Genomic DNA, 25,081 nt, shown 5'->3' on the forward strand with positions numbered 1-25,081 from the left:
CTTTTTTCATTTTCCTATTTAGGATCTTTTCTCCTCGATCCACTCGCTCACAAAATCTTCCAGCACATTCAAAGGAATCGCGCCCTGCGTGAGAACGACATCGTGAAACTCTCGAATGTCAAAATCATCTCCTAATTGCTCTTTGGCATGTTCCCTTAATTCCAAAATCTTATTCATCCCAATCTTATAGGCGGTCGCCTGACCCGGCATTACGATATGTCGTTCTACCATTTTTATAGCGTCACTTTCCGCGTTCGGAGAGTTGGCCTTATAGTATTCAATAGCTTCTTCACGGGTCCATTTTTTAGAGTGAATCCCGGTATCAACAACGAGCCTGATCGATCTCCATAATTCCATAGCTAATCTTCCGAAATCTGAATAAGGATCTTTATAAAACCCGATCTCTTTCGGAACTAATTCACTGTACAAACCCCAGCCTTCAGTATAGGCTGTATAATGCCCTAATTTTCTGAACATAGGCAGACTATCCAATTCCTGTGCAATAGCGATCTGCATGTGGTGGCCCGGAATGCCTTCATGGTATGCCAACGCCTCCATTTGATAGGTTGGCATTGCTTCCATATCGTATAAATTGGCATAATAAGTACCAGGACGGGAACCGTCAAGAGCTGGCTGCTGATAAAACGCTTTTCCGGCACTCTTTTCTCTAAAGGGTTCTACTGCCTTTACAACTAGGTCAGCTTTAGGTTTGGTCAGGAAAAGCTCGTCTAATCGGCCTTTCATAGTATTAATATATGCCTTGGCCTCAGCAAGGTACTTCTCCCTGCCCTCTGGAGTACCTTCGTAATAGAATTGTTCGTCTTCCCTCATGAACTTAAAGAAATCCTGAAGACTGCCGTCAAATCCAACCTTTTCCTTGATCTCTTCCATCTCCTTGTGGATCCTGGCTACCTCCTTCAAACCGATCTCATGGATCTCATCTGCGGAAAGATCTGTGGTGGTAGTACGCTTTAGAGCGGTATTGTAAAATTGTTCTCCCTTAGGAAATTTCCATACCCCGTGTTCCTGGGTGGCACGCTGCGCCTGGTCTTCAAGAATGGTAATTAGCTCCTCGTAAGCCGGTTGTACCGAATTAACGAGAGCCTTTTGCGCTTCCAGAATCAACTCAGATTTTTCCTCTTTTGGAAGGTTCAGCTTTTCAACCTTTTCCGTAAAATCTTCTAACAGCGTACTGGGTTCTGTTGATTTCTCAAAAGGCTTGCCTGAAATCAGATTTTTGGAAGCTTCTATAGTATGTGCAAAAACGAAGCTAGGCGGCATGATCTGATTCATTTCCCTGAGCTCAAGCCCTTTCTCAACGTCTTTCAACACCTTCGGAATTTTATTCAATCTGGAGATGTAAGCTTCGGCATCTGCCCTGGAATCGATCTTGTGCATATTTATTAAGAACGCAGGCAATTCAGCGTGGATCCCGTGCATTTGATTCACAGGATAATTATAGAATCTGAAATCATAATCTTCTATTTCTTCCTTCAGTTTTTGTTTATACAACCGGTAACTTAGAGCCGCATCCTCATCTAAGGCATTCTCATTGATGGAATCATTCAGGAAGGCTAGTCTGGATTTCGCTTTTTTGAGATCCTCGGCATATTTGAGGTGTGAAAAATTATCCCAGGAACCATAATCCTGCTTGATTCCCAATTGGGTTTGAAGCATAGGAGATTCATCAAGATCTTTCTCGAATTCTCTGTCCAGGAAATCATTGAACCTGGATACTTCCGCCTGCATTTCTTCCGAAGAAATATTACTATCCTTCTCTTTTTTGCAACCTGTTACCAGAAGTAGGCTTGAAAAAAGTAGGTATAAAATGGGTTTTCTGAATATCATGGTTTTAATTCTTTAAATCGTTAACTCTGAAAATTAAGAAAAAACACACTAATCGGGAGAATTAAATTTTTAATAAAAACCTAATTCCCAGCAGGTGGATTTTTATTTGGGTCTTCCCGAAGCTACTCCAGTACGGTAAAGATTATTTCTGAATCGTGGTACACAGTATGAGTCTGCTTTGTGAAATCTTCTTCCTTTGCCTCGAAAATATTGTCAACGTAGGTCTGGGGATTAAGGTCAATGAGCGGAAACCACGTGCTTTGAACCTGAATTTGAAGCTTATGTCCCTTTTTGAAGGTGTGGTGCACATCCTGCAACTGGAAGTTCACTGCAGTCTTTTCATTAGGTTCAAAAGGCTCGGGCTTGGAAAAACTGTTTCTAAAACGGCCTCTCATCACTTCACTTCTCACCATCATGTGATAATTGCTCATTTTAAGATGATCCTGGGTTTCCGGGAAATCTTCAGCATCAGGTGGATACACATCGATCAACTTCACTACCCAATCAGCTGCAGTTCCCGTTGTGGCCACCTTCAGTTTAGCAAGGACTTCTCCTGCCAGGGTAAGATCTTCCTTCAAGACTTCAGTTTCATAAACTAAAACATCGGGTCTTCGAGCTGCAAAACGTTGATCGTCGGTCATGTACTTTCTTGGAGTGAAGACCATCTTGATATCTTCAGAATAAGGCACCGGTTTCCTAGGGTCACTTATGAATTCCCCGGCTCCTTCTGAAGCAGTTTCTTTCAGCTCCTCATCCTCTCCCAGGAACATAGACCGTTTTTTTACATTTTCAGGAGGCCAGGCGCTGTATTCTTTCCATTCCTTTGCTCCCGTGTCAAACATATAGGCTTCAGGCAAATCAACCGATTTGTTTCCAGAGCCTTTCAAAAAGTGATTAAAGAATCTGGTTTCTACTTCTTTTTGGTAATCTCTCGAAATATGATCCCCAAAGTAAACATTTCCTATGGCCTGTCTTTCTTTTGTACGTGCCCAGTCACCATGGCTCCACGGCCCCATCACCAAAATGTTGAAGTTGTCACTGGTTTCTTCAATGGTCTCGTAGATATTGAATGGACCATAAAGGTCTTCGGCATCAAAAAGGCCTCCCACGATCATAACGGCAGGCTTCACTTTATCTAAATGCTGCAGAATACCACGTTTTTGCCAGAATTCGTCATAATTAGGGTGCTCTTTAAGTTGCTGCCAAAAGACATTATCTTCTTTATAATACTTGTCCAGGTTGCTCAAAGGCCCGGCATCCAAAAAGAACTGATATTGATCCTGAGTACCAAGATCTGGGAACGAGTACCAGGTGGTATCTGTTGGTGTGGATTTTTCATATCCAAATACGGCGGTCGCTCTCCAGTAACTTAGCAAATAAGCGCCGTTGTGATGAAAGTCATCAAAAAAGAAATCGGCGATAGAAGCTTGCGGCGAAACCGCTTTTACAGCAGGATGAGAATCTAATAAGGAATAAGTGGAATAAAAACCGGGATAGGAAATTCCCCAGATACCCACTTTTCCGTTATGGTTTTTCACATTCTTGATCAGCCATTCCACGGTATCGTAAGTGTCGCTGGCCTCATCAATTTGTTTCTTTTTTTTCTTCGGAATATATGCCCGCATGTTGTCATAAACGCCTTCACTCATCCATCGTCCTCTCACATCCTGGTAAACTATGATGTTTCCTTCCTTCATGAGGTATTCATTAGGACCTATCTTTGACCTGAACTGCCCTTCCCCATAAGGCCTGGAGCTGTAAGGAGTTCTGGACATCAAAATTGGATATTCTTTAGATGTGTCCTTTGGAGAATAGATCGTCGTGTGGAGTTTTATCCCATCACGCATGGGAATATCCACCTCTATTTTGGTGTAATTCTCAGATACCTCAAATTCCTGTTCTACCTGGGCAATTGCCGGGATTGAAAGGAATAAGAAAAACAGGATCAAAAAAGGGTTTTTGACAAACTTCATCATTTAGGTTTTGGTTAAAGGCCCTAAATATAGAAATTCCCTTTTTAAACTATTGTAGCTTCTGTTACTCTTCCCTGAATTGTTTCACGCCGGAAGTAAGCCATTCCAAAAACTCATCTGCATCTGGCGTATACCCGGCAGGCTTGTTCAATAGATTCATTTCGCTGTCCATGATCACGTAGTATGGCTGGGAGTTATTTCGGAAGTTAAGGGTTTGAAAAGTAGCCCATTTATCACCAATAGTCTTTATTTGTTTAACCCCGCCATTAGGCTTTACATAATTGAATTTTTGATCTTCCGGAAGCTCCTTACGATCATCCACATATAAAGAGATCAAGATGAACTCATCTTTCATGACATCATATACCGCGGGGTCGCTCCAAACCTGTTCTTCCATTTTACGGCAGTTCACGCAGGCCCAACCGGTAAAGTCCAGAAGAATTGGCTTGTTCGCTTCTTCAGCAGCGGCCACACCCTCATCAAAATCTTTATATGCTTTGAGTCCCAAAGGACCTTCAGTTTCCTTTTCGTAGATACTGTAGAATAATGGTGGTGGAAATCCGCTCAAAAGCTTCAGGTTGGCATAGGTGGTATTTGAAAGACCCGGAATCAAATAGGCTACGAAAGCCAGGGTTATGAAGCCTAAAGCGAGCCTTAGTTTGCTTAGTTTTTTCTTTGGTCCATCATGTGGAAAACGGATAATTCCGAAGAGATATAAAAGAAGACCAATTCCCACAATTACCCAGATACCAATGAAAATTTCCCTTTTCAAGATGCCCCAGTGCTGAACCAGATCTGCGTTAGAAAGGAATTTGAACGCCAGTGCCAGTTCAATGAATCCCAGGATCACCTTAACCGAATTAAGCCATCCCCCACTCTTAGGAAGAGAATTCAACCAGTTTGGGAAGAGTGCAAAAAGCGCGAACGGCAGTGCTAAAGCCAGCCCAAAACCTCCCATTCCAAAGGATAATTGCATGGCACCTCCATCTGTAGTTAAAGAACTACCCAATAAGGATCCTAAAATAGGTCCGGTACACGAGAATGAAACCAATGCCAGAGTGAGTGCCATAAAGAACACCCCTATCACCCCTCCAAAACTCGATGCTTTATCATCCATTTTATTACTCCAGGAGCTGGGTAGTGTGATCTCATAATACCCGAAAAATGAAAAGGCAAAGAAGATGAAAATGATAAAGAATATCACATTCAGGGTAACGTTGGTCGAAATATTGTTGAGGATCTCAGGGTTTACCGAATCTAATAAGTGGAACGGCAGACTTAAAAGGAGGTAGATCAAAAAGATGAAAACCCCATACATAATGGCATTTACCAGACCTCTTCTTTTAGTTCCCGCACCTTTAGTGAAGAACGAAACGGTCAAAGGGATCATAGGAAAAACACACGGGGTCAATAAGGCGATCAATCCACCGATAAATCCTAGAAAAAATATGGATAAATAACCTGTTTCTTGCTCTTCTTCAATGGTTAACCCGTTGACTCCCTTAATATCGATATTCAGGGCTTCGGTCTTGGCACGATCATCTTCAGAAACGGTGATATCACTGCTACTTTCAACAGCTTTTCCGGAGTCCAGGGAGATCGTAAAAGGAACCGTCTCAGGTGCCAGACATTGCTCCTCATCGCAAACCATAAAGAAAACTTCAGCCTTTACATTAGGTAGCTTGGCCGCGTCTACTTTGATACGCTGAACGAAGCTAACCTCATCCTCAAAGTATTTGATATCCATTTCAAACACAGGGTCAAAAAGTGCTGTTCCGTCGGGTTCTTCGGTTTCTCCTAACAGTTCGTAATTTTCTTCTTCAGCATTAAAACTGAATTCGGTAGGTAGTGGACCACCGGCTTCAACTTCTTCCTGTGAATATAAGTGCCAGCCCGGTTCCAGGTCGGCTTTAAAAATCAACTTATAAATGGAATCATTTTCCTGTTCTACCGAAGCTTTCCAGTCTACAGGGTTAATTATCTCTGATTCCTGCTGATCAAAGATCTGGGCATTTCCCGTTAATGTAAAACTTATAAAAAGAAAAAATATCAATAAAAATCTCATGCTGTGTAGGTTAATTTTAAAATGGTCGAAGTATCTTCATCTACCCCAAACCGAGCATCTGCTCTATGCCCAATGACCCAGACGATCTCGCCGCGGGAACAAAGCAACCAGCAGTTCTCTTTTTGAGGCAAAGATAACTTCTCATCTTTAAAAAATTTGCTAAGTTTCTTTTTTCCTTTCATTCCAAAAGGAATAAAATAATCTCCCTGCTCCCATTTTCTAACGGTAAGCGGAAATTGCAGTTTATTAAGATCCAGATAAATGATGTTCTCATTTGTTTCCGAAACCTCTTCTACTTCTTCAAATTGAAAAGTACCCATCGGGAGCATCACCACTTCCTCACCAGCCAGGATCTCGAATTCGCGTTCCTCAGTATCGGCTAGTGTGGTCAACAGCAAATTTTCCCTGTCTTTAATAAGGCGATGGGTTTTGGAATACACGATCTTGCCGGGTTGAGCGTCCAAAAGATCATAAACATCATTCCATTCTGTAAAGCCAAAAGTTTTAAAGAGTTCGTATAAGACTGCTTTTAAATGCGGAATGGTCTTTAACAATTTTATCCTGAAGCTGTAACCAAACTCTTCCTCTTTGGCGATCCTTGGAAATAATGCCGAAATATAGTCATCGACCAGAACAGCACTTTCAGTAAGGTTATTCCGGGTAACCTCAAAGGTTTCCAATATCTTCGGATTTAGTTCTTCTAACTTCGGAATGATCTCATGTCTAATCTTATTCCGAAGGTATTTGACGGAACTGTTACTGCTGTCTTCACGCCATTTAAGATGGGAATTTCGGGCATATTCCTCGATTTCTTCCCGTGAAAACGCCAAAAGTGGCCTCAGAATGGCTCCGTTACGCTCAGGAATTCCAGTTAAGCCTTCAAGTCCTGTACCCCGCACAAAATTAATAAGTACGGTTTCCAGATTATCATTGGCATGATGTGCCGTAAAGATGAAGTCGAAATTAAGGGTTTCCTTGAGCTCTTCAAACCATTTGTAGCGAAGTTCCCTGGCGGCCATTTGAATGGAGATCTTCTGATTCCTGGCATAAATTTCGGTCTCAAAGCTCTCAATAAAGACCTCTGCTTCCAGGCTGTCTGCCAGTTCCATTACGAAGGTTTCGTCATCATCACTTTCCTTTCCGCGGAGGTTGAAATTACAATGAGCCAGGCTAATATTTAAATTCAGTTTCGCGCAGAGATGGGCCAAAACCACGCTGTCCACTCCCCCGCTAATGGCAATAAGGATCCTGGAATGAGAAACCTTGGGGAATTTATTTTTCAGGTGATTTTGGAATGGTAGTAACATAGAAATCAAAGATACCAAAAAAGCGATTCCCGCACCTCCTTTTAGAGTTTGATTAAAATATGGTCTTAAACGTCCTTAAGAGCCAAGCACTTCCAGCATAGCTTTGGCTTTTATTAGACATTCCTTGTATTCATTCTCAGGAATTGACTTTGAAGTAATCGCTCCCCCAACGCTGAATGAAACATATTTGTGGGTCGCATTATAAAGTATGCTTCGAATTACCACATTGAAATCAAAATCACCCGTAGGAGTAAAATATCCTACTGCTCCACTGTATACGCCTCTTTTTGTTTCCTCCAATTCTTCAATGATCTTCATGGCTGATACTTTTGGGGCACCGGTCATACTACCCATTGGAAAAGTGCTTTTTAAGATCTCAACCGATGGAATGCTTTCGTTTACCTGAGCTTTCACGGTAGAGATCATTTGATGCACTTGCTGAAAAGTATATACTTTGCACAACTCCTCTACCTCAACAGATCCTTTTTCTGCCGTTTTTGAAAGGTCATTTCTAACCAGGTCCACGATCATAACATTTTCAGATCTTTCCTTAGGATCTTGTTCCAGTTGCATCGCAAGCTTCCTGTCTTCATTTTCATTTGATGACCTTCTAGCGGTACCCTTTATGGGTTGAGAAATTACTGTACCTCCTGTTTTTTGCAAGTATCTTTCAGGGGAAGCAGACAATAAATATTTGTCATATAGCCTAATGTAAGTGGCAAATGGCGGGTTTGAAATGGCATTTAATTTCTTGTACGTCTCCAAAGGGTCGATCTCTGCTTCTTCGGAATAAAACTCCTGACAAAAATTAGCCTCGTAAATATCTCCCCGCTGAATATGATCCAGCATTTCCTGGACTTTCCGCAGATATTCCTTTTCTGAAATTCTTGGATGAAGCTTTAATGAATTTCCGGGATTGCCTTCCGAAGAACCTTCCGAAGAAATTAAACCTCTGATCTCTTCAAAGTCCTCTTCCACTTCGTCGTCAACCAGGCGAAGGTATTTTATCTCTACTTCATCTCCTTTGATTAGGAATAATTTCTTTGGCTGAAAAAAATACAGGTCGGGAAAATTTAATCCGTCAAAATTTTTGGAGGAAAGCTTTTCCACATCATTTTTAAGATCATAAGCCAGATACCCAAAGATCCAATCTGCCGTAGAAATTTGATATTCCTGAAGCCGCTCAAATGCTTCTGATGCTTCTGTTTCGATAGCTGTAAAGGCATCTACCGCCAAAACTGCATCAAATTGTGAATGTTGTAGATGATAATCATTGCTGTCCAGCCAAACTACTTCAGAAAATTGCCCTGCCCACCTCAATAATGCCGATTTAAAAGCTGGAACATTATCGATTTTAATCGTTTTACTAATCCGCACCTATTCCTTGATTTGTTGTGTAAATGAGGTAACTACCTCTGTCACCCCCATTTCAAACACTTCATTTACGATCTTTCCCGATTCCACGTCAAAATTTTCCTTGAAGGAAGGCAGACTGAAGCTCTCCACTACCTCTCCTCCAAACCTTGTAAGGATCATTTTAGCGTATTCCAGGGCTACTGCTCCCCCATTCCTTCCTGGTGAGGTACTCATCAATAAGATCTTTTTGCCCTCCAGAAACTTACGATCTATCCTTGATAACCAATCCAAAATGTTCTTAAAGAAAGCAGAAACATTTCTATTGTTCTCATTTACTGAAATGATCAATGCCGGTACTTCCTGTATATGATCATACAACCATTTCACGGTTCCTGGAGTTCCCTTTTTTTCGGTCACAATACTGAACATAGGAAATTCAACATTGCTCAGCTTTAAAACCTCCAACTCATGCTCTGAAATTCTTTTTGAAACGTTAAGGACCAATTGATGATTGATAGAAGTAGGACTGTTTGAACCGGCAAAGGCAAGGATCTTATACATAGAAATTTTCTTTGTTCAAAATTACAAAATAACCCCGAAGTTTAAAGCCCTTCGGAAGTGCCTAAAAACCCAACCGGTTTAGGTGCCTTGATTATAACTAATTAAGCTTACCTTTGCAGACTAAATTTTTACATTGTGACTTTTCAGGATCTTAACTTAAATACACCTCTTTTAAATGCGCTGGAAGATCTGGGCATTACTACCCCGACTCCCATACAGGAGCAGTCTTCTTCTGTAATTCTTTCGGGAAGAGATATGGTAGGAATCGCTCAAACCGGAACCGGTAAAACCCTTGCATACCTCCTTCCGGTTTTGAAAATGTTGAAATTTTCAGACCAAAAGAATCCACGGGTATTGATCATGGTTCCTACGCGGGAACTAGTAGTTCAGGTAACTGAAGAACTTGAAAAAATCACCAAATATATCAACACCAGAATCCTTGGTATTTATGGTGGCACCAATATCAATACTCAAAAGCAACTGGTTGCTCAGGGTCAGGATATCCTTGTAGCAACCCCGGGAAGATTATATGATCTTGCTATTAACCGGGATCTGCAATTAAAATCCATTCAAAAGCTGGTAATCGATGAGGTGGATGTAATGCTTGATCTTGGTTTCAGGTTTCAATTGAATAACATTCTGGAACTTCTTCCGAAGAATACTCAAAATATCATGTTTTCAGCAACCATGACTCAGGATGTGGAGAAACTTATTCTTGAGAATTTCAGAAATCCGGAGACGGTTTCTGTTGCTGCCAGCGGAACACCGCTTGAAAATATTCACCAGATTCTGTATAAAGCGCCGAATTTCTACACGAAAGTTAATCTGTTAAATGAATTACTGAAGGATAAAGATCGTTTTTATAAAGTATTGATCTTTGCCGGAAACAAGCGTTACGCTGACAGGCTTTTTGAAAACCTGGACAGCGCCTTCCCTGAAGAATGTACCGTCATCCATTCCAATAAAACTCAAAATTACAGGTTAAGAAGCATTAGGCAGTTTGGAGATGGCTTCTGCCGTATACTGGTGGCTACAGACGTTATGGCCAGAGGTCTTGATATTGAACAAGTGAGTCATGTGATCAACTTTGATACTCCCGCCTACCCTGAAAACTATATGCACCGAATAGGGCGTACCGGGCGTGCGGAAAAGGAAGGCCAGGCACTTTTATTTACCACTCCTCAGGAAGAAGAAGACCTTAAAAAGATCGAATCTTTAATGGATATGAAAATAGAGGAGTTACCCCTTCCCGAAGAGGTGGAGATCTCAACTAAATTAATCCCTGAAGAAGAACCTAAGGTTCTTGAGATCTACAACCCTCATAAATTTACAGATGAGGATGCCCCTGGACCAGCTTTTCATGAAAAAAGTGAGAAAAATAAAAAGGTAAATCTTGGAGGGTCATACCGACGCGAAATCAAAAAGAAATATAAAAAGCCTAAGACCCGAGGTGATAAAAATTACAATCGCCGCAAAAAGAAATAGGTTTCTTCCTACTATCGCCCTAAACCTCGACTTTTACACATATAAGTCATTTAAGATTAACATTTTACACACTAAATAAGGTGTTAAACACATTTCCTTAAAATCTTAATTTTTCAAAGATGTTTCTCGTTATATTAACTAAGCACCAGGCTTAGTGTTTACAATGCTTATACCAGTGTGTTCGATTTTTTAATTACTGAAATTTTGATATCTGGTTGGATTTCAGGGGATTTTACCAGTATTTCAAAATTAATTTTTTTTCATCCTTGGAACCTCAGTAAATTCAAGGCTTCGCGATGTATTTTTATTTATTTTGCAAATTTCTGATAATGAGATGTTTGTAAAATGAATTTTTTATATTAATTTTAACTTAATATGCCCCCAGTTATATTATTTATCTGAATCACTGAACTTTACGCTCTGATTCAATTAATTGTTGCGGAACATTATGAAAAAAGGCAACTATATTCTAGACGAAAAACTACTAGGGGTTTCTCACAATCTTTTTGGAAGCAACAATATTTCTGAAGGGCAGGAATTCCTTTTGCTTATAACAAGTTTAAATGATCTGGAATTAAAGGCCTTAAATTATAAAGGTATCAGATACTTTCAAAAGTGTTTTGAAAACGAGGACCTAAGCCTGTGCCACTACGACTCCATAATTCACCCTGAAGATTATCCTTTATTCCTACATTTTCTCAATAATTGTGAGGATCTGGAAGTTGGTGAGGAAAGAGAGACGACTGTGCGTATTAAATCTCCCTTTGGTACCTGGAAAAAATTCATATTTAAAAATCGCCTGTATACCGGGTTCAAAGATTCAGAGGAGAAATATGTGTTAAGCCTCGTCAAAGCTAGTGATCCTTATAAACATACCTTCAGAAAGAATACTTCTTCTAATCTCGAAACAGAAAAATCACTTCAGGAAAGCCTGAATCGTTATCGTGTTCTTATAAATTCCCTGGATAGTGGTTACAGCGTAATTGAAGTAATATTTGACCTGAATAAAAAGGCGCTGGATTATTTACTGGTTGAAATAAACCCCACTTTTGAGAAACATGTACATCTTAACCATACGTTAGGGAAAACAATGAAAGAACTTTCTCAGGATCATGGAGAAAAATGGTTTCAAACGTATGGAGATATTGTATTTACAGGTGAACCAGTAAGATTTGAAAAATATGCCGAAGATCTTGAAACCTGGTTTGATATATATGCCTTTCCCATTGGAAGCAGTAAGAGCCGAAGAGTGGCTATTCTCTGTTCTGATATTACCGATAGAAAGGAAGCTGAAGAAAACCTAAGAAAAGCCAATGAAAACCTGGAGAACCAGGTAAGAAAGCGTACAAAAGAACTAAAAGAGAAGAGTGACCTTCTTCAAATGGTTTTTGATACGGTAACTCAGGGGATCTTCCTTCTTAAACCTGTATTTGGAGAGAATAGAGATATAATTGATTTTACATATGTTAGGGTCAATAAGAAAGTTAAAAGATATTACGGTAGGGTCGATCTTGTGGGAAAAAGTTTTTTGAAATTCAATCCGCAGGCAACCAGAACCGGAGCATTTGAGATCTTTAAACAAACCATGATCTCGGGGGAATCAAAGGATTTTGAAGTTTGTTTTAACCGAAACGGCAGAGACAACTGGTTTAAGATCTCCACTACCCGACAAAAAGGGATGTTGGTGAACAGTCTTGAAAACATCACTCAGAAGAAAAGAAGGGCAAGAAACCTTAAGGATACCATGAGGTTCAAGAAACAGCTCATTAATACTTCACCAGATATTATCCTCATCTTTAATCTTTACCAGGAAAAGGTTCGGTTCATGAATCGGGATTTCGCTTCTAATCCTCAACTCACTAAAGAAAAGATCATAGGAATGCCTCTTTTGGATATCATTCCTATGCTTCATCCTCAGGATCGTGAAAAAGCATTGGAGTTCCACACTAAATTATTACAGGCTTCAGATAAGGATGTTTACGAAATTGAATTTAGGCTGAAAGGTGCTGAAGGCAACTGGAATTATTACAATGCCCGGGCCAAGGTATTTATGCGCAACAAAAAAGGAAATCCGTATGAATACATAATTTTAATGCGCAATATTCAGCAGCACAAAAAGACCCAGCAAGATTTGATGGAAGCCGAAAAACTATCGATCAAAGGGGAAATTGCAAGAACACTAGCACATGAATTAAGAAATCCTTTGGCTAGTATAGGAATGTCTGCAGATATAGTGAACAAAAAACTGGAGGAATCAGAGAAAAAAGATCTGGGAACCTATATCAATATCATTAAACGGAGTACTTCCACTTTAAACGGTTTGGTTACCGATCTTCTTACAACCTCGAATTATTCCCCTCCGGTACTTAATAAGTGTTGCATTGCCACCACCCTTAATAAAGCCCTGACCCAGGCCAAGGACCGTATTTATTTAACCGGAATTAAAGTTGAAAAGTATTATAAGGGTCATTACTATATTAATGCTGATAAGGAAAAATTAAAGATCGCCCTACTCAATATCATTGTGAACGCCAGTGAGGCCATGACCCCTAATGAAGGAGTATTGACCTTGAGGATAGAACAGAGTGACGAAAATCATTATAAGCTTTATATCACCGATAATGGCTGCGGAATGGAAAAAGACCAGATCAAACGGCTTTTTGAATCTTTCTACACTAATAAAATAGGCGGTATGGGAGTAGGGTTAAGTTCTGTAAAGAACATAATTCAGGAGCACAATGCCTCGATTGAAGTTGAAAGTGAACCTAACGTGGGAACAACCTTTATACTAACATTCCCTGTCTACAAGCCTCACAGAGGAAAATAGAATTTCTTATTTTTAAAAGCGATTATTATGTATCTTCGGCAAGAACTTACAGGATAGATATCGCCCTGAACTTTCCTGTTTTTTGAACCAAAAAATCCAAAAATCCACACAGTACTGTATGGGGATAATTGATTCCATAGGAAATCTGGTCATGAAAAGCCGGATTGATGATTTAAAACTTTCAGTAAACAATCCAAAAGATACTCAGGAAAAGGTCTTACGGAACCTTCTGGATACTGCCAGAGATACCGTATACGGCCGTGACCACAAATTTGGTGCGATAAATAATTATCGCCAATTCAGGGAGCAAGTTCCTTTGAATAACTACGAAGATCTACTCCCCTATATAGATAAGATTTTGAAAGGCCAGCAAAATATGCTGTGGCCTTCCGCTATAAAATGGTTTGCAAAATCATCAGGAACTACCGGTTCTAAAAGCAAAGTGATTCCAGTTTCCACAGAAAGTCTTGAAAACTGCCATTACCAGGGCGGTAGAGACATGCTGGCGCTTTATATCAATAATTATCCCGATGCAGCTCTGTTCTCGGGAAAGAACCTTTCTATTGGCGGAAGCCAGGAAAACAACTTTTCAAGTAGCAGCGAGTTCTATACAGCAAATATTTCTGCCATTGTAATGAAGAATTTGCCTTTTTGGGCACAATTCGGAAGAACTCCTGGGTTGGAAGTAACCATGATGAACAACTGGGAAGAGAAGATCAAAAAGATCTCTGAGATCACAATTCAGCAGAACGTAACCAGTTTAGCCGGTTCCCCTATGTGGATGCTGCTGTTGCTTCAACATATCGTAAAAGAACAGAAGATCGAACATATTCAGGATATTTGGCCTAATCTGGAAGTCTTCTTTCATGGTTCTGTTTCGTTTGCTCCATACAAACCACTTTTTAAAGATCTGGATCGTGACAACAGTTTAAGGTATCTTGAGATCTTCAATGCTACTGAAGGATTCTTCGGATTGCAGGATCAAAAAGATGACCCTTCCCTCCTATTAATGCTTAATTACGGAATTTTTTATGAGTTCATTCCCGAAAGAGAATTTCATCTGGAAGAACCTACCGTCGTGCCATTATGGGAAGTTGAAAAAGATAAAAATTACTCCATGGTCATTTCTACCAATTCCGGACTATGGCGCTACAAAATTGGAGACACTATTAAATTTACAGATACGGCACCATACCGCTTCATTATTACCGGAAGAACCAAACATTGTATCAATGTATTTGGAGAAGACCTGTTTGTAGACCATGCTGAAAAAGCCCTATCTGTGGCGTGTTCTCAAACCGGTGCGGTACTTCGTGATTTTACCGCAGCGCCTTATTTCTACGGAAAAGAAAAGAAAGGGTATCATGAATGGTTGGTAGAATTTGTGAAATCACCTCAGGACATGCAGGAGTTCACCAATGTACTGGACAGAATTCTTGGAGAGTTGAACGATGATTACGTGGCAAAGAGAAAAGACAGTATCGCCATTGACACTCCGGTGGTACGGGAAATGCCGGAAGGAACTTTTTATCGTTGGCTCAAGAAAAAGAATAAATTAGGAGGACAGCACAAAATTCCGCGTCTTTCGAACAGCAGAGAATTTGTTGAAGAACTTCTCGACCTGGAAAAAAATCTTCAGGCAGAGATCTAAAGTTCTTCTTTCAAAAGACGGTCTAAAAGCTCTCTAAAATTATCATCATTCCAGTTTGCCGCCCCGGTTTTATTAACCACGATCTCCCCGGTTTTAGAGATCACATAAGTGGTAGGAAGACTATAAGATTGCAATATTTCGGGCGACATGCTCATAGGTTGAAAAATGGGTAATGTATATCCTTTTTTCTGAAGGAAAGCAGTAAGAGCCTCTGTTTCTTCCGAAGAGACAAAGTAGAAATTCACTTTACCATTATAATCATCGTACAATTTCTGAAAAGAAGGCATTTCAGCGATACAGGGAGGGCACCAAGTGGCCCAAAGATTAACAACAGCAACCTGTCCCTGGGTTTCATTGAAGTGGTACACCTCACCATCCATCCCTTTAAGCCTCCAGTTGTAATTATCCAGTTCTTCTCTTTTTTCTTCGGAAATTTCCGAAGGACTAAAGGCTATAAGCCGGTTCAAACCTATCTGGATCGGTTTACGGGTTTGTGGCACGATCAATAGAATTATGAAAATGATAAAAAGTATATTGGACCAGTTCTTTTTTAAAAAGTTCATTTCAAGAAATTAAGGTATTCAAAAGTAATATAATTGAATGAGTTTTGGAGACTACTCTTAAGTCTGATAGGTATAATAACACTTCCTGTTTTTTCAATTTATTAGTATCTTCAGGCAAAATTTTATTTCAATGAAACAACGAATATTTACCCCCACAAGAACCGGTTTAGGTTTATTGTCAGCAATAGTCCTTGCGAGCTGCGGTTCGGGAACAGAGGCTACCGCACCGGTTGTAGAAAATGCACCAACAGTAGAAAAACATGCTCAAATGGCAGATATGAAGAATGATCTTTTACAGGAATGGACAGGCCCGTATGGCGGAGTACCTGCTTTTGACGAAATGGACCTTTCAAAGCTACAACCGGCCTTGGAAAAAGGTATGGAGCTCCATCTTAAGGAGATCGAAAAAATTGCCAATGATCCTGAAGCTCCCAATTTTGAAAACACCATTTTAGCAATGCAACGCGCTGGAAAACCTCTTGACCGTGCATTCTCCTATTATGGGATTTGGAGCAGTAATATGTCTTCTCCTGAATTCAGGGAAATACAGCAGGAAATGGCTCCAAAGATCTCAGAGTATTCTTCAAAAATATCACAGAACAAGAAACTTTTTGAAAGGATCAAAGCGGTCTATGAGGCTTCCCTAAAAAATCCAATGGCTGCCGATAAGCAAAGAGCGGTTCAATTGATCTATGAAGATTTCGCAATAGACGGTGCCGACCTGAACGAAGAAGATAAAAAAAGATACGCTGAGATCAATAAAGAGCTATCTCAACTTTACACAAAGTTCTCAAACAATGTACTTGCGGAAGAAGAAAATTACGTGGTCTTTCTTACCAAAGACCAGCTAAGCGGGCTTCCTGATTCATATATCACCGCTGCGGCAAAAGCTGCTGCCGATCGTGGAGAGGAAGGAAAATATGCCGTTTTGAACACCCGTTCTTCTATGGATCCTTTCCTCACCTATTCAGATGAAAGGGAAATTCGCGAAAAAGTATGGAACAACTATTATTCCCGCGGTGACAATAATGATGAATTTGACAACAAAGAAATCATCAAGCAGATCCTCAAGTTAAGAGATGAAAGGGTAGAACTTCTTGGGTATGACAATTATGCGCAATGGAGACTTCAAAACCGAATGGCCAAAACGCCTGAACGAGCCATGGAACTTATGGAAGCCGTTTGGCCTGCCGCTCTGGCTCGCGTAGAGGAAGAGGTTTCCGATATGCAACAGCTTGCCCGGGCAGAAGGTAAAGACATTGACATTGAGCCATGGGATTACCGTTATTACGCTGAAAAAGTAAGACAGGAAAAATATGACCTGGAATCAGATGAAGTGAAACAATACCTTCAATTAGATAAACTCACACAGGCCTTATTTTTCACAGCTGAAGAAGTTTTCAATTATGAATTCACACCGGTTGCCGAAGGAACTGTTCCTGTTTTCCATCCAGATGTGAAAGTTTGGGAAGTTACCGACAAGGATTCCGGGAAACATATTGGTCTTTGGTATCTTGATCCTTATGCCCGCAAAGGAAAACGTTCGGGCGCATGGGCAACTATGTACCGCAGCCACGCTGTAATGGACGGAAAAGAAGAAACCGTACTGGCTTCCAATAATTCCAATTTCATTAAGCCTGCTCCGGGAGAACCTACTTTGATCTCATGGGACGATGCTACCACTTTCTTCCATGAATTCGGGCACGCATTGCATTTCTTTGCTTCCGAAGTAAAATACCCGGTTCTAAACAGCGGCGTGAGAGATTATACCGAATTCCAATCGCAGTTGCTGGAAAGATGGCTTTCTACAGACAAGGTGATCAACCAATTCCTGGTGCATCATGAAACCGGAGAACCAATTCCACAGGAACTTGTAGCGAAGATCAAAAAGGCCTCTACCTTCAACCAGGGCTTTGCCACGACAGAATTTCTCGCTTCTGCTCTAATGGATATGAAGTTGCATACTACAGATCCTGAAAAGATCGATATGGACACCTTCGAAAAAGAGACATTGAACGAGCTTAATATGCCCGAAGAGATCGTGATGCGACACAGAACTCCACATTTCGGGCACGTATTCTCAGGGGAAGGATATGCGACCGGTTATTACGGTTATTTGTGGGCTGATGTCTTGACCTCTGATGCTGCGGAAGCTTTCCGTGAGGCTCCGGGAGGATTCTATGATAAGGATGTGGCTCAAAAACTGGTAAAATACCTGTTCGCACCGAGAAACGCGATGGATCCAGCTGAAGCATACAGACTCTTCAGAGGAAGAGATGCTAAAATTGACGCTCTCATGAGAGATCGTGGATTTCCGGTGCCATCAGAAAATGCACTATAATATTATCAATGATAATCTTAGAAAGCCGGACCTGAAAAGTCCGGCTTTTTTATTTCTTCAGATCTTTAAAATGATCTTTCATAACCTTTTCCGAAGCATGAAATCCGCTCATCCCATGCACTCCTCCACCCGGCGGGGTTGAGGAAGAACAAATATAAACTCTGGGATCGGGCGTGGAATAAGGTGATGTGGAAATAATCGGCCGGGTAAACATCTGGGTAATATCCTGTTTTCCGCCGTTGATATCCCCTCCAACTAAATTAGGATTGAAGCGTTCAAGATCGTGGGTATTCATTTTTGACCGTGCTAAAATAGTATCCTTAAATCCAGGGGCAGCTCGCTCAATTTGATCTTCGATCAATGCCGAATGATCTTCAACACTCCCATTAGGCACGTGTATATAAGCCCAGGCAGTGTGTTTCCCTTCAGGGGCACGGGTGGGATCAAAAGGTGAATGTTGAGCCACCAGCACGTAAGGTGTTTTCGATACACTGCCTCTGTGAATTCTCCTTTCGGAATTTTCAATCTCCCCCGGAGTAAATCCCAAATGGATGGTTCCCGCTGTTCGACATTTTTCACTCTTAAAGGGAATTGGTTCACTCAAGGCCCAATCTATTTTAAAAACTCCCGCACCATATTTATAGGCTTTCAACCTTTTCCTGTATAAATCGGAGAAATTTAATCCCTTAATATTCAGGATCTGTCTGGGAGTAAGGTCAAATAAGAAAGCATAGGCATTTGGAAGGTCACGAATGTCGTTCACCATAGAGTTCAAAAAAAGCTCTCCGCCAAGAGATTGGTAATAATCCAGCAAGGATTTTATGAAATTTCCGGCTCCTCCTTTCGGGAAGGGCCAGTTGTACTTATGAGCACTCGCGCTTAAAACCAGGCCGAAGGAGGCAGAGGCAATATTATTTAAAGGCAAGGTTGAATGGGCAGCCGAACCATAGAAAAAAGCTTTGGTTCTGTCATTTTTGAAGAAATAATTCGAAAGTAAGCGGGCCGATGGTAAAGCCTTTAATCCGAATTTCATGAATGCTATTGGATATTTCGGAAATCTCAGGGGGGCCATCAGATCTTCATCTATCTTTTCCCAGTCTTTTACCAGGGAACCAAATAACTTTAAATAAGCCTCTCTATCCTCTCCGAGCTGCTCAACTGTTTTGAAAAGATCTTTGTAACACGCGTAAGATGTTCCGTCTTCAAAGGGATGCGCATAAGCTACCTCAGGGTGGATCCATTCTAATCCGTGATCTTTCAACGGAAGGTTCCTAAAAAATGGAGATGCCAGGCCCAACGGTAAAATTGCCGAACCTACATCATGCTTAAACCCCGGTAGAGTTAATTCCTGGGTACGTGTGGCACCACCGGGTGTAGAAGCTTGTTCAAAAACAGCTGTCGACAAGCCTTTTTTTTGAAGATTAATGGCGGCAGCAAGTCCGTTACTACCACTCCCAATAATTATGGCATCATATTTATTTGGCATCAAGGCAGGGATTTTAGATCGAGAGTGTCCAGATATTCCCGAAAAGTTTCGGTACCGTATTTATCCCCGATCATATCATGAGTCGTAATAAACTTAAAATACTTGAGTATTTCAGCAGTATCCTTATCCAACAGTTCAGGAATAAACATTCCCCATTCAGCTATCTTTTCAGGTACTTTAATGATCTTCCCTCCTATTTTTTCAGAGATCATCTTAGCCATTTCAAGCCGGGTGTGGATTTTAGGGCCACCCACTTCCAAAAGTTCGGGTCCTTCAAATAAATTTTCGAGGATCAATTTTGCGAGATCTCTTTGATGAATACTGTTCGTTTTTGCATTACCATCTCCCACAAGAGGAATCATTTTACGTTTAGCCATGATCGCGAGGTCATGAAGCCCGGAAAAAAAACCTACAGGCCTGATAATCGTAAAATCGAGGTCCGAGCCCTTCAATATCTCTTCTACCTTTTTATGAACCCTTGGGATCTCAAAATCATGATTCAAAGAAGCTCCTTTGATGGAGACATAGACAAAACGGCTAACCTTATTATTCTGAGAATCTGTAATGAGATTTTGATTCGCTTCGAAGTCATCCTCATAGAAGCTATTTCCCCGATCGGTAAAAAGGCTTACGCTTTTTCCCATTGCGGAAATCACTACATCTATTCCTTCCGTTATATTCTGAATATCATAAAATTCCTTTGCGGCATCCACTTTCCAGATATCATGAGTAAATGGTTTGACTTCCTCCTCTTCCTTCTTAGAAAGGATCAAAGCCCGAACATTAAAAGGACCGCCTTCTAAAAGCTTTAGAATTTCCAGTCCTAATGCTCCGGAAGCTCCCGCCAGCAGGATATTTTTGTTTCTTTCATTAATCATAACTCATTGAAATTACAGCAAAAAAAGGTTTCCCAAATGCTATTCCAGGTGATTAACAAAAGTTTAAAGCAAACTTGGCGGGAAGATCAGGAGAGTTGTTTCTCCATTCTTTCGCGTTCCATTTCGCGACGACAAAATTTCTTTAATTTTTCCTTGGCTTTGGTAATTGAAACCACCTTGCGGTGATTACAGGAAATAACTTTGGTGGGTTTACGGGTGATAAGGTTGGATAAGGATTCTTTTTCTAGGTGGTCCAGCTTATCCAAATAAGGTTTGATTAGACCATAGATTTTAATAGCATCCATAATTCAAAAATTAGCTAAACAGTTAGCATTGAGTTGGTTTCCATATAAAGATATAAAAAAATCGGGAAAGCCCTGGAATAAGGAATAGAAAAGGCCATAAAAGGGTGGACACCAAGATTTGGCGCCACCTCTAAAAGATCTTTATGGAATAATTTACTTCGTGAATTCCAAAATCACCAACACAATGGCAGTAAAAGCGATGATCACGATCGCTCCCAGTACAATAGCCACAATTACCTTTTGTGCTGTGGAAAACTCAAGGGTATAGTTGTTCCATAATTTAGTTAATGCACTCATTTAATTAATTTTTAATGTGTGAGAATTTTCACATCATGGATTAATTTAATCATTTTTTAAGTAACTGACAATCAGAATTTAATAAAAAACGACCAAATACTTCATCGGGCGACGAACTACCATACTAGAATGATTTTCAGTATTTTATATAGAAAATATTAACTTTTAGGTTTAGGGGTTGGAAAAGGGGTGAATTAAATATTTTTTAGGAGCATTTCCTTCCAGACTATAGTATTTTTGCAGGGAATGGAAAAAAAGAACAAATACACCGAGGGAAAGATCTTCAACTCACTTTTTAGCCTGGCTGTTCCCATTATACTTGCAAACATACTTCAAACAGCTTACCAGCTCATTGACACTTTTTGGCTAGGAAGACTGGGAGCCGATGCGGTAGCTGCAGTTAGTTTAAGCTTCCCGGTACTTTTCCTAGTATTATCTTTAGGATCCGGACTCACCCTTGCAGGCACCGTGCTGGTATCTCAATATAAAGGAGCGAATGATCAAAGAATGGTTGATTTCAACTCATCTCAAACCATGTCCCTGATCTTCTTTATTTCCATACTTCTTTCAGCCGTAAGTTATTATTCTGCAGAGCCTTTAATGAAACTTATAGGAGCAGGTCCTGAAATACTTTCTTCATCGGTAAGTTATTTCAAGGTGTCTTCCCTGGGATTCGTGTTCTTATTCATGTTCTTTTCTTTCCAGTCCTTGATGCGGGGTATTGGTAACGTAATGCTGCCGGTATACATCGTTCTCTTCACGGTTTTCCTAAACCTGGTTTTAGATCCGCTGTTTATTTTTGGTTACGGAAGAATTCCGGGATATGGTGTAGCCGGAGCAGCGATAGCAAGTATCATCACACAGGCACTGTCAGCCGTGATTGGTTTCTGGATCTTAAAAAGAGGCCAAAGCGGGATCAAGATCCAAACGCGGGATATGTTCCCCCATCTTTCTACAATTAAGAAGATCGTGAATCTTGGTATTCCTTCCAGCCTGGAACAATCTACAAGGGCATTAGGTATGACCATGATGGTGATCCTGGTAACTGGTTTTGGAAGTGAGGTGGTCGCAGCCTACGGGATCGGTGCCCGTATCTTAAGTTTTATCGTAATTCCCGCTTTGGGACTGGCTATCGCCACGACTTCCCTGGTAGGACAAAATGTAGGAGCGATCAAGATCAAAAGGGCGGAAAAAGTTGCCAACCTGAGCAGTCAGATCGCATTTTTTGGGTTGACCGGAATGGGTTTGTTAATGTTCTTTTTCGCGGAACCGATAACAGCCTTTTTTATTCCTAATGATCCCGAGGTCATCAAAGACGCCTCCCTCTTTATTAAGATCATGTCTCCAAGTTTTGGATTATTGGGAGTTCAACAGGTATTAAATGGAGTCTTTAATGGAGCAGGTTTTACAAAAGCCTCCATGCTGATATCTATTCTAAACCTTTGGATAATACGTTTTCCGCTTGCATACCTACTTTCTCATAAAACAGAAATAGGTTACGAAGGTATTTGGTGGGCCTTCCCTCTTTCAAATGCAGTCGCTGCGATCGTAGCATTCATTTATTTTAAGCAGGGTTATTGGAAACTGAGAGTTTTCCGCCGAAGAAAAGCTTAACTTCAAATTCTCTTTGCTTAATTCATTCTTATGATTTCAAAACCACCAAAGTACGACTATAGTACTATGTGTGGAGGTAAAAAAGAAAAACCGGTAGCTGTGAAAAAGGCCGGGTCACTTTTAAAAATTTTTCATTGACTGAAAACTAAAAAAAAAGCTGCCTTCCCGGCAACCTTTATTTTATACAAAATTTAAGCTATGATCTGTTCTTCTTTTTAGCGGCCTTGGCGGCACGCTTCTCTTTTAAACTCAAGACAGGTTCTTTCTTTGCTGAATTCTTTGACGGAGACTTTTCTTTTGCCATGGTGTTTGTTGTATTTAAATGAACGTTTTAAATGTAGTAAAGTAAATCGTTGAAATGAGATTTAATAACAAAATTTTCAATAAAATAATTTCCATAAAAAAAGCCTGAAAATTGAATTTTCAGGCTTCCTGATATACTAAAAATCCAGTTTTTACATGTGGATCGGTCGGTTATCGGTTGCGGCGAGAGCGGCTTCCTTCACGGCTTCAGCATAAGTAGGATGCGCATGACTCATACGAGCGATATCTTCTGCAGAAGCGCGGAATTCCATGGCTGTAACCGCTTCAGCAATAAGATCAGCAACTCGGGCACCTATCATGTGCACTCCCAGAACTTCATCAGTCTTGGCATCGGCCAGAATTTTCACCATTCCGTCAATGTCTCCACTGGCACGGGAACGTCCCAAAGCACGCATTGGGAATTTACCTTCCTTATATTCTACACCTTCTTCCTTTAATTGCTCTTCGGTCTTCCCAACCGCAGCTACTTCTGGCCAGGTATAAACTACCCCGGGAATAAGGTCGTAGTTAATATGAGGTTTTTGTCCGGCAATTGTTTCAGCCACAAAAACTCCTTCTTCCTCAGCTTTATGAGCCAGCATAGCACCTTTTACAACATCTCCAATCGCATAGATATTCTTAACAGATGTCTGTAAATGCTCGTTTACTTCAACCCTTCCGCGGTCATCTATCTTAACCCCGGCTGCATCAGCATTTAATCCGTCAGTGTAAGGTCTTCTTCCTACAGAAACCAAACAGTAATCTCCTTTGAATTCAACGGATTTACCTTTTTTATCTTCAGCTTTGATCACAACTTCTTCTCCGGAACGCTCTACAGAGCCCACTTTGTGAGAAACATAGAATTTAACACCCTGTTTCTTAAGACTCTTGGTAAGCTCCTTAGAAAGAGCAGAATCCATTGTTGGTATAATGCGGTCCATATACTCCACCACAGAAACATCTGCACCAAGGCGTTTGTATACCTGACCAAGTTCAAGGCCGATCACTCCTCCTCCTATTACAACCATATGCTTAGGGATCTCCTTCAACTTAAGAGCTTCGGTAGAAGTAATGATTCGTTCCTTATCGATCTTTATGAATGGCAGTGTCGATGGCTTGGAACCTGTGGCAATAATGATATTTTTGGCCTCAATGGTTTCAGCCTCTCCTTCAGTTTTATCGATAGTTATATGAGTCGCGTCTTTAAAAGATCCTACTCCTTCGAAAACATCGATCTTATTTTTATTCATCAGAAATTTGATCCCATCAACGGTTTGATCAACTACCGACTGCTTACGCTCGATCATTTTTCCCAGATTTACCTTCACTTCTCCGGGAACTTCAATTCCGTGTTCTTCAAAATGCTTTACAGCGTCATCATAATGGTGAGAAGAATCAAGTAAGGCCTTACTTGGGATACATCCTACGTTAAGACAAGTACCTCCCAAACTCGAATATTTCTCAATAAGTGCGGTTTTCATTCCCAACTGGGCGCAGCGAATCGCAGCTACGTAACCTCCGGGGCCTGAACCTATAACAGCAACATCATATGTGCTCATAAATATGTTTTTTTGTATTGATTTTTGTTTGTGATTAGCAAAAGTACGACTAATAATGACAATGACCAATGCAGTTTTAAGACTCTAATCTGTACTTAAAGCAGATGTGTTTTTAACCGGGCTTATCACGAAAGTACTCTGTGTACTGCCAATGTGATCGAGAGCAGTAAGCTTATTCAGCATAAAATTACGGTAGGCTTCCATGTCCTTTACCATCACCTTGAGGATATAATCATATTCCCCGCTCACGTGGAAGACCTCAAGCACTTCGGAAAGGCCTGCGACCTGGGATTCAAACCGGGTCACATTTCCTTTTGTATGTTGCACAAGTTTTATCTGGCAGAAGGCGGTAAAAGAACGGTCGATCTTTTCAGGTTTTACAAGAGCCACATATTTATCGATCACTCCTGCCCTTTCCAGCTTCCTGATCCTCTCATAGACTGCGGTTACTGAGAGATTCAGTTTTCCAGATAATTCCTTATTAGTCTTTTTACTGTCTTCCTGAAGTAAGGCCAGTAACTTTTTATCAATTTGATCGAGTTTCATTGTAATTTTTTCTCAAATAAGATAATATCCTCAAATGTAAAAGATTTTTAAACTGAAATAATCATTTTTAGTAGATTAATTTTCCATATTTGACGAGTATCATTGATTAATATTCC

18 protein-coding genes are annotated in these 25,081 nt (G+C 40.5%); 5 read left to right on the plus strand and 13 right to left on the minus strand.

Features of this window, described 5'->3' with window-relative positions; translation table 11 throughout:
- Nucleotides 1-18: 18 nt before the first annotated feature.
- The 6 genes from ACFQ1G_RS03370 to ACFQ1G_RS03395 form a co-directional block, all read right to left on the minus strand.
- Nucleotides 19-1,848, minus strand: a complete 1,830-nt coding sequence (locus tag ACFQ1G_RS03370; protein WP_380736861.1) for a DUF885 domain-containing protein — start codon at nucleotides 1,846-1,848, stop codon at nucleotides 19-21.
- A 122-nt stretch (nucleotides 1,849-1,970) separates the two neighbouring features.
- Nucleotides 1,971-3,821 (minus strand): CocE/NonD family hydrolase, encoded by a 1,851-nt coding sequence (locus ACFQ1G_RS03375; RefSeq protein WP_380736862.1) that lies wholly within the window; start codon nucleotides 3,819-3,821, stop codon nucleotides 1,971-1,973.
- Nucleotides 3,822-3,885: 64 nt separating this feature from the next.
- Nucleotides 3,886-5,886 carry a protein-disulfide reductase DsbD family protein gene (locus ACFQ1G_RS03380; RefSeq protein WP_380736863.1) on the minus strand — a complete coding sequence of 667 codons (2,001 nt, stop codon included), beginning with the start codon at nucleotides 5,884-5,886 and terminating at the stop codon, nucleotides 3,886-3,888.
- Nucleotides 5,883-7,193, minus strand: coding sequence for a tRNA lysidine(34) synthetase TilS (gene tilS, locus ACFQ1G_RS03385; RefSeq protein ID WP_380736864.1), 1,311 nt, complete (start codon nucleotides 7,191-7,193; stop codon nucleotides 5,883-5,885). The genes ACFQ1G_RS03380 and tilS overlap by 4 nt, the downstream gene beginning before the upstream one ends.
- A gap of 75 nt (nucleotides 7,194-7,268) precedes the next feature.
- Nucleotides 7,269-8,570 (minus strand): anthranilate synthase component I family protein, encoded by a 1,302-nt coding sequence (locus tag ACFQ1G_RS03390; protein ID WP_380736865.1) that lies wholly within the window; start codon nucleotides 8,568-8,570, stop codon nucleotides 7,269-7,271.
- Nucleotides 8,571-9,110 (minus strand): NADPH-dependent FMN reductase, encoded by a 540-nt coding sequence (locus ACFQ1G_RS03395; protein WP_380736866.1) that lies wholly within the window; start codon nucleotides 9,108-9,110, stop codon nucleotides 8,571-8,573.
- A gap of 135 nt (nucleotides 9,111-9,245) precedes the next feature.
- Here ACFQ1G_RS03395 and ACFQ1G_RS03400 point away from each other — a divergent pair, with 135 nt between their 5' ends.
- The 3 genes from ACFQ1G_RS03400 (at nucleotide 9,246) to ACFQ1G_RS03410 (ending at nucleotide 15,073) form a co-directional block, all read left to right on the plus strand.
- Nucleotides 9,246-10,595: a DEAD/DEAH box helicase gene (locus ACFQ1G_RS03400; RefSeq protein WP_380736867.1), complete on the plus strand. Its 1,350-nt coding sequence runs from the start codon at nucleotides 9,246-9,248 to the stop codon at nucleotides 10,593-10,595.
- A gap of 448 nt (nucleotides 10,596-11,043) precedes the next feature.
- Nucleotides 11,044-13,422 (plus strand): PAS domain-containing sensor histidine kinase, encoded by a 2,379-nt coding sequence (locus ACFQ1G_RS03405; protein ID WP_380736868.1) that lies wholly within the window; start codon nucleotides 11,044-11,046, stop codon nucleotides 13,420-13,422.
- A gap of 118 nt (nucleotides 13,423-13,540) precedes the next feature.
- Nucleotides 13,541-15,073, plus strand: coding sequence for a GH3 auxin-responsive promoter family protein (locus tag ACFQ1G_RS03410; RefSeq protein ID WP_380736869.1), 1,533 nt, complete (start codon nucleotides 13,541-13,543; stop codon nucleotides 15,071-15,073).
- Here ACFQ1G_RS03410 and ACFQ1G_RS03415 read toward each other — a convergent pair.
- Nucleotides 15,070-15,636 (minus strand): TlpA family protein disulfide reductase, encoded by a 567-nt coding sequence (locus ACFQ1G_RS03415; protein WP_380736870.1) that lies wholly within the window; start codon nucleotides 15,634-15,636, stop codon nucleotides 15,070-15,072. The two genes, ACFQ1G_RS03410 and ACFQ1G_RS03415, sit on opposite strands and share 4 nt — an antisense overlap.
- 130 nt (nucleotides 15,637-15,766) lie before the next feature.
- Between ACFQ1G_RS03415 and ACFQ1G_RS03420 the strand changes: the two genes are divergently transcribed.
- Nucleotides 15,767-17,977 carry a M3 family metallopeptidase gene (locus ACFQ1G_RS03420; protein ID WP_380736871.1) on the plus strand — a complete coding sequence of 737 codons (2,211 nt, stop codon included), beginning with the start codon at nucleotides 15,767-15,769 and terminating at the stop codon, nucleotides 17,975-17,977.
- A 49-nt stretch (nucleotides 17,978-18,026) separates the two neighbouring features.
- Here ACFQ1G_RS03420 and ACFQ1G_RS03425 read toward each other — a convergent pair whose 3' ends face one another.
- The 4 genes from ACFQ1G_RS03425 to ACFQ1G_RS03440 form a co-directional block, all read right to left on the minus strand.
- Complete coding sequence (locus ACFQ1G_RS03425) at nucleotides 18,027-19,463, minus strand: phytoene desaturase family protein (RefSeq protein WP_380736872.1); 1,437 nt, start codon at nucleotides 19,461-19,463, stop codon at nucleotides 18,027-18,029.
- Nucleotides 19,463-20,341: an SDR family oxidoreductase gene (locus ACFQ1G_RS03430; protein WP_380736873.1), complete on the minus strand. Its 879-nt coding sequence runs from the start codon at nucleotides 20,339-20,341 to the stop codon at nucleotides 19,463-19,465. The genes ACFQ1G_RS03425 and ACFQ1G_RS03430 overlap by 1 nt, the downstream gene beginning before the upstream one ends.
- Before the next feature lie 86 nt (nucleotides 20,342-20,427).
- Nucleotides 20,428-20,646 carry a hypothetical protein gene (locus ACFQ1G_RS03435; protein WP_380736874.1) on the minus strand — a complete coding sequence of 73 codons (219 nt, stop codon included), beginning with the start codon at nucleotides 20,644-20,646 and terminating at the stop codon, nucleotides 20,428-20,430.
- Between the two features lie 153 nt (nucleotides 20,647-20,799).
- Entirely contained in the window at nucleotides 20,800-20,943 is a 144-nt protein-coding gene (locus ACFQ1G_RS03440; protein ID WP_380736875.1) for a hypothetical protein, read from the minus strand.
- A 246-nt stretch (nucleotides 20,944-21,189) separates the two neighbouring features.
- On the opposite strand from ACFQ1G_RS03440, the gene ACFQ1G_RS03445 reads away from it, so the two are divergent.
- Nucleotides 21,190-22,557, plus strand: coding sequence for an MATE family efflux transporter (locus tag ACFQ1G_RS03445; RefSeq protein WP_380736876.1), 1,368 nt, complete (start codon nucleotides 21,190-21,192; stop codon nucleotides 22,555-22,557).
- A gap of 455 nt (nucleotides 22,558-23,012) precedes the next feature.
- Here the strand turns inward: ACFQ1G_RS03445 and lpdA are convergent, their stop codons facing one another.
- Both lpdA and ACFQ1G_RS03455 read right to left on the minus strand, forming a co-directional pair.
- On the minus strand, nucleotides 23,013-24,419 hold the full coding sequence (lpdA, locus tag ACFQ1G_RS03450) for a dihydrolipoyl dehydrogenase (RefSeq protein WP_380736877.1): 1,407 nt from the start codon (nucleotides 24,417-24,419) through the stop codon (nucleotides 23,013-23,015).
- Nucleotides 24,420-24,503: 84 nt separating this feature from the next.
- A complete protein-coding gene (locus ACFQ1G_RS03455) occupies nucleotides 24,504-24,965 on the minus strand; it encodes an Lrp/AsnC family transcriptional regulator (protein ID WP_380736878.1) in 462 nt (153 codons plus the stop codon).
- Between the last annotated feature and the right edge of the window lie 116 nt (nucleotides 24,966-25,081).

It is taken from the genome of Salinimicrobium gaetbulicola (assembly GCF_042676025.1).
Lineage (GTDB): Bacteria > Bacteroidota > Bacteroidia > Flavobacteriales > Flavobacteriaceae > Salinimicrobium > Salinimicrobium gaetbulicola.